At 61.8% G+C, this 398-nt stretch carries 1 protein-coding gene; it reads right to left on the bottom strand.

Going from position 1 to position 398, the window contains the following annotated elements; genetic code table 11:
* The coding region (locus K5E40_RS34500) for a contractile injection system protein, VgrG/Pvc8 family (protein ID WP_260456258.1) at window positions 1-398 on the bottom strand (398 nt) is incomplete at both ends.

Here is a 398-nt window from a genome sequence, read left to right as displayed (position 1 = left end):
CCGCGCGCGCGGTCGATGAAGCGGCCGGGGTAGTCGTAGTCTTCGAGATCCGGTTCGGCGTCTTTGCTATCGAGAGCGCCTTCAGGTTTGTAGGCCGCTTCCATTTGCAGGCGCGGTTTTTCGAAGTCGTAATCGCGGCGGGTGACGCGGCGGGTGCGGGTTTCCAGGCGCAGCTTGAAGCCTTTGATCACCGGTTCGTCGGCGACCATGCCGCTGCCCTGCACGTAAGCGGTCGGCTGCCCGAGTTTCGGGAACACGGTCTGGTCGTCGCCGAACACCAGCAGGTGGGCTTTTTCGCTGTGCTGGAAGTGGTAGTGAATGCCTTCCTCTTCGCACAGACGCTGGACGAAATGCAGGTCGGTTTCGTCGTACTGCACGCAATAGTCGCGATCCGGGCA

The sequence above is a fragment of the Pseudomonas baetica genome, from assembly GCF_019733355.1.
Taxonomy (GTDB): domain Bacteria; phylum Pseudomonadota; class Gammaproteobacteria; order Pseudomonadales; family Pseudomonadaceae; genus Aquipseudomonas; species Aquipseudomonas baetica_A.
Note: the sequence above shows the minus strand (reverse complement) of the source record. Positions and strands in the feature narration are given on the sequence as shown.